Genomic DNA, 4,390 nt, shown 5'->3' with positions numbered 1-4,390 from the left:
CACTCAGTCGCTGCGCAGCTTGTTGCCGTAGTCGCGCAGAGCTGCGCTGACCGATTCGCCGGTGCCGACGGTGGAGTAGTTGGTGACCGAGACAAAGGCGTACTGCTTAATCAGGCCGATGTCATCCTTGAGGGTCATGAAGTAGGTCGGCTGCGAGTCGATGTTCAGGATAATCGGGAAGGTGGCTTTATAGCCAAGGTCCTGTACCCGTCCCTGTGCGGACAGCTGTGCTGCCTGTTCGGTGGCGCCGCTCATCTCGTACATGATCGGCTCTTTGGACACCATGTCCACCATGATAAAGCCGATGGCGCTGTCATCGGCGCCTACGCTGGTCAGACCGGTGAACAGGTAGCATTCGCCGTTGTTATAGACGATGTTGTGACCGTCGCTTGGACGGTATTTGTCCTTGTTTGCAAAGTTGAAGATGCCGTGAACATAACTGCCGCGGTTGGTGATCTGATTGATGACTAAGCTCTCAGGCTGGACGCGGTCAACCCATTCAGGGATTTCGTCCATGCCGTATTTTTGCATCTCACCGGTGGTGGCGTTGAGCAGGATAATGCCGTCGGCCTCCGGCAGAGCAAATCCGCGGGAGTTTTTGTAGGAGGATACGGCCCAGTACGGTTGACCGTTGTCGTCCAGCTCGAAGGAGTAGTCGGTGATGCCGGTCATCAGTCCAGGACCGAAGCGGATTTTGCGCGCTACGTCAAACAGCAGATAGCTGCTTGGATGGTACTTGATTTTGTAGCCCTCGACATAGCGCACGTCGTTGGTGTTGGTTGCCGAGACGACGACATAGCCAGGGGTTCCCGACATGTTGGTCAGCCACTTGAAAAAGCCGGAGTGGTACAGCGGAACCACCCACACCAGCTCGTCGTTGACCATCTGGATGGTGGCGTCGTAGACGACTACCTGCGAACCGAGCGCCGGACGTTCACCCAGCTTTTTCTCAGCCAGCTTGAGCGCCAGATCCTCGTCGACGATTGGAATCTGGGAGACGTCGATGGCCTGTACCTCACTGGTGAACTTTTTAACCTCCGGTTCACCCAGCTGGTCACGGTAGGCTTTCCACTGGAACAGCACCGAGCTGAACACCAGTCCGACGCCAATGAGCACCCAGGGAATTGCAATAATGATCATCGGAACCTTCGGGAATTTTGCTTTTGCCTGATAGGACAGCGGAATCTGTCCAGGCTGATCGTGCTGGATGGAAAATTCGCCGATCTTCATCAGCGTGCCGATACCGACATAGGCGGTGATGAGCACCGCCCAGAACAGTGCGCCGTCCAGATAGAGAGGACTGAGCGTCGGCGCCTCCGAAAAGACGTACAATCCCGCCAGCAGCGTGATAACCAGATAAACGATCATCCGTGATTTTTTCATGTTCTCACCCTTTTTTTAATTGGTCTTTGCCCGCAGTCAAAGGCAGACAGGCTGTTTTTTTAGAACAAGTATACCATAAGAGAGGGTGATTTGAAAGTGGATTTTAACAAAAGAGATAAAAGTTTATTCTTCCACACTGTCCCGCACGCTGCCGTCCTCCAGCAGAGTGATGCGGTAGGGACAGTAGGGAGTGTTGGGCAGATACTCCTCAAACCATTCGAAGGACAGCGCAGACAACAGACCCAGATCCGCAAGCGGCATCAGAAAATAGGCGCCGGTGTGCGGGACGCCAAACAACAGCTGCCCGTTTTGCTGGGCAAGAACCGTCAGATATCCCATCAAAAATTCCTCCTTTGTCGAAGCTTGTATATGTATGGCTGCTTTTCTTAGGATAACAGAGTTTTTGCGAAAATGATGTTGAAACAGGTGTGAAAAATATGTAGAAAAGTGGAAAATATTGAAACAAACGGCATCATTGTGCCGATTATCAAAATGGCAGGCTGTGGAAAGAAGATATTTACTTTAAAGTGATAAAATATTTTGCTGTGACCCTATTGACAATTCAAAGCGGATGTTATATGATGAACACAAATCAAGACAAGGGAGGAAGAAGGATGTTCGGCATGCAGGCAACAAAACGATACTGCTATTATTACCAGGGCTATCAGGGCGTTGGCGTTTTGTGCTGTTTTCCGAATAACCGATAATTCTTCGCAGCCTCTCGGGGCTTGAGGAGCAGCTGCATCACAGGGTGCGGCTGTACAGAGAAAGCAAATGATTTTGCCGGTGCTTTTGGAGACAGAAAGCACCGGCTTTTTGTTTTACGAAAAAGAAAAGGAGTTTCTACCATGATTGTGATTATGAAGCCAACTGCTCAGCCTGAGCAGATCGAAAGCCTGAAAAAAGAGCTGGAAGGTCTGGGACTGCAGATCCATTTTTCCCAGGGAATGAATACCACCCTGATGGGACTGGTGGGCGATACCACCCGCATCGACATCGGCAAGATCGCTTCGATGGACATCGTCGAGGAGGTAAAGCGTATCCAGGAGCCATACAAAAAAGCAAACCGCAAGTTCCATCCGGCGGATACTGTGATAAAGGTCGGTGAAGCGACCATCGGCGGCGGAGGCTTCGCGGTCATCGCCGGTCCATGTTCGGTGGAGACACCGGAGCAGATCTGTGCAGTGGCGCAGGCGGTGAAAGCATCGGGCGCATCGCTGCTGCGCGGCGGCGCATTTAAGCCGCGTACCTCGCCTTACTCCTTCCAGGGACTGCGCGGCGAGGGCATCCAGCTGCTGCTCGAAGCCAAAAAGCAGACCGGTCTGCCGATCGTCACCGAGATTATGAGCTACGAGGACATCGACCTGTTCGAGGATGTGGACGTTATCCAGATCGGCGCCCGCAATATGCAGAACTTTGAGCTGCTCAAACGGGTGGGCCGCTTAAACAAGCCGATTCTGCTCAAGCGCGGACTGTCCAGCACCATCGAGGAATTTCTGATGAGTGCCGAATACATCATGGCGGAAGGCAACGAACAGGTCATCCTGTGCGAGCGCGGTATCCGCACCTTTGAAACCAAGACCCGCAATACCCTCGACCTGTCGGCAGTGCCGCTGCTCAAAAAGCTCAGCCATCTGCCGGTCATCATCGACCCAAGCCATGCCACCGGTATTCCGTGGATGGTCGAGCCGCTGACACTGGCTGCTATCGCTGCCGGAGCGGACGGCGTCATGATCGAGGTGCACAACGACCCACCGAAGGCGCTGTGCGACGGCGCGCAGTCGCTGCGTCCGGAGCAGTTTGACGCACTGATGACCAAGGTCAAAAAGACCACGGCCTTCTTCCAGACACTGTAAACAAAGGGAGGCAGCAGGATGAAACAGAATATCGGCATCGTCGGACTGGGACTGATCGGCGCGTCGCTGGCCATGGCGATCAAACAGAACACCGAACACAACGTCTACGGACTGGACATCAATGAGCAGACGATGCACCGCGCCCTGGAGGAAGGCAGCATCGACGGCGTGCTGGAGGATTACGGCGCACTGGACCTGCTGATCGTCGCGCTGTTTCCACAGGCGGCGGTCGAGCTGATTCTCGACAAGGTCGAACAGATGAAGCCTGGCAGCATCGTCATGGACATCTGCGGCGTCAAAAAGTCGGTGGTCACCCAGGTGGCACAGGTCTGCAAGAGCCACAAGGTGGAATTTATTGGCGGACACCCGATGGCGGGAAGAGAGCGCTGGGGCTATGAAAACGCCACTGCAACCCTGTTTAACGGCGCAAGCATGATTCTGACCCCAATCTTTACCGATTCATGGGCGCTCGAGCGGGTGCAGCAGCTGTGCAACGCCGTCGGCTTTGGACGGATTGTCTTTACCGATCCCGAAAGTCACGACAAGATGATCGGCTACACCTCCCAGCTGGCACATATTCTGTCCAGCGCCTACATCAAAAATCCGCTGTGCATGAACTACAAAGGTTACACCGGCGGCAGCTTTCAGGATCTGACCCGTGTGGCGCGGCTCAATCCGGTGATGTGGAGCGAGCTGTTTCTGCTCAACCGCCAGAACCTGCTGGACGATCTGGACATCCTCATCGCCAGCCTGCAGGAGTATCGCCACGCCATAGAGGAAAACGACGCCCAGCGTCTGACCCAGCTGCTGGCTGACGGCAGCCGCATCAAGGAAGCACTCAACGAAGAATAAACACCGACAATCAATGCAGGAGGAATGAACAATGGATTTAACACAGCTGCGGGAACGCATCGACCAAATTGACCGACAGGTAGCGGCACTGCTGACCGAACGCATGGGTATCAGCGAGGAGGTCGCCGCCTACAAAAAGGCAAACAACCTGCCGGTCTACCATCCCGAGCGGGAAAAGCAGGTGATTGAGAAGGTCTGCGGTCTGACCAAGGAGGAGTATCAGCCGTCGATGGCGGTTATCTATCAGTGCATCATGGATGAGAGCAAAAAGCTGCAGGAAAAGTAGGTTTGCAGTCTTT

The 4,390-nt window shown here is 54.0% G+C and carries 6 protein-coding genes; 4 read left to right on the top strand and 2 right to left on the bottom strand.

Annotated features, from left to right (window positions below):
- Positions 1 to 3 precede the first annotated feature (3 nt).
- Together Q0L39_RS10845 and Q0L39_RS10840 are read right to left on the bottom strand one after the other, a co-directional pair.
- Positions 4 to 1,383 (bottom strand): hypothetical protein, encoded by a 1,380-nt coding sequence (locus Q0L39_RS10845; protein ID WP_296629117.1) that lies wholly within the window; start codon positions 1,381 to 1,383, stop codon positions 4 to 6.
- A 123-nt stretch (positions 1,384 to 1,506) separates the two neighbouring features.
- On the bottom strand, positions 1,507 to 1,722 hold the full coding sequence (locus Q0L39_RS10840; protein WP_296629116.1) for a hypothetical protein: 216 nt from the start codon (positions 1,720 to 1,722) through the stop codon (positions 1,507 to 1,509).
- A gap of 242 nt (positions 1,723 to 1,964) precedes the next feature.
- Between Q0L39_RS10840 and Q0L39_RS10835 the strand changes: the two genes are divergently transcribed.
- From Q0L39_RS10835 to Q0L39_RS10820, 4 genes are all read left to right on the top strand, one after another.
- Positions 1,965 to 2,090, top strand: coding sequence for a hypothetical protein (locus Q0L39_RS10835; protein ID WP_296629115.1), 126 nt, complete (start codon positions 1,965 to 1,967; stop codon positions 2,088 to 2,090).
- 141 nt (positions 2,091 to 2,231) lie between these two features.
- On the top strand, positions 2,232 to 3,239 hold the full coding sequence (gene aroF, locus Q0L39_RS10830; RefSeq protein ID WP_296629113.1) for a 3-deoxy-7-phosphoheptulonate synthase: 1,008 nt from the start codon (positions 2,232 to 2,234) through the stop codon (positions 3,237 to 3,239).
- An 18-nt stretch (positions 3,240 to 3,257) separates the two neighbouring features.
- On the top strand, positions 3,258 to 4,091 hold the full coding sequence (locus Q0L39_RS10825) for a prephenate dehydrogenase (RefSeq protein ID WP_296629112.1): 834 nt from the start codon (positions 3,258 to 3,260) through the stop codon (positions 4,089 to 4,091).
- A gap of 31 nt (positions 4,092 to 4,122) precedes the next feature.
- Positions 4,123 to 4,377 carry a chorismate mutase gene (locus Q0L39_RS10820; protein ID WP_296629110.1) on the top strand — a complete coding sequence of 85 codons (255 nt, stop codon included), beginning with the start codon at positions 4,123 to 4,125 and terminating at the stop codon, positions 4,375 to 4,377.
- Positions 4,378 to 4,390 lie beyond the last annotated feature (13 nt).

It is taken from the genome of uncultured Negativibacillus sp., assembly GCF_944388365.1.
In the GTDB taxonomy this organism is placed as follows: domain Bacteria; phylum Bacillota; class Clostridia; order Oscillospirales; family Ruminococcaceae; genus Negativibacillus.
This window is presented reverse-complemented; position numbering and strand designations above follow the sequence as displayed.

Coding starts and splice junctions, on each gene's coding strand:
- Q0L39_RS10835 (WP_296629115.1), top strand. CDS start 1,965: ATGAACACAAATCAAGACAAGGGAGGAAGAAGGATGTTCGGCATGCAG.
- Q0L39_RS10845 (WP_296629117.1), bottom strand. CDS start 1,383: ATGAAAAAATCACGGATGATCGTTTATCTGGTTATCACGCTGCTGGCG.
- Q0L39_RS10820 (WP_296629110.1), top strand. CDS start 4,123: ATGGATTTAACACAGCTGCGGGAACGCATCGACCAAATTGACCGACAG.
- aroF (WP_296629113.1), top strand. CDS start 2,232: ATGATTGTGATTATGAAGCCAACTGCTCAGCCTGAGCAGATCGAAAGC.
- Q0L39_RS10840 (WP_296629116.1), bottom strand. CDS start 1,722: ATGGGATATCTGACGGTTCTTGCCCAGCAAAACGGGCAGCTGTTGTTT.
- Q0L39_RS10825 (WP_296629112.1), top strand. CDS start 3,258: ATGAAACAGAATATCGGCATCGTCGGACTGGGACTGATCGGCGCGTCG.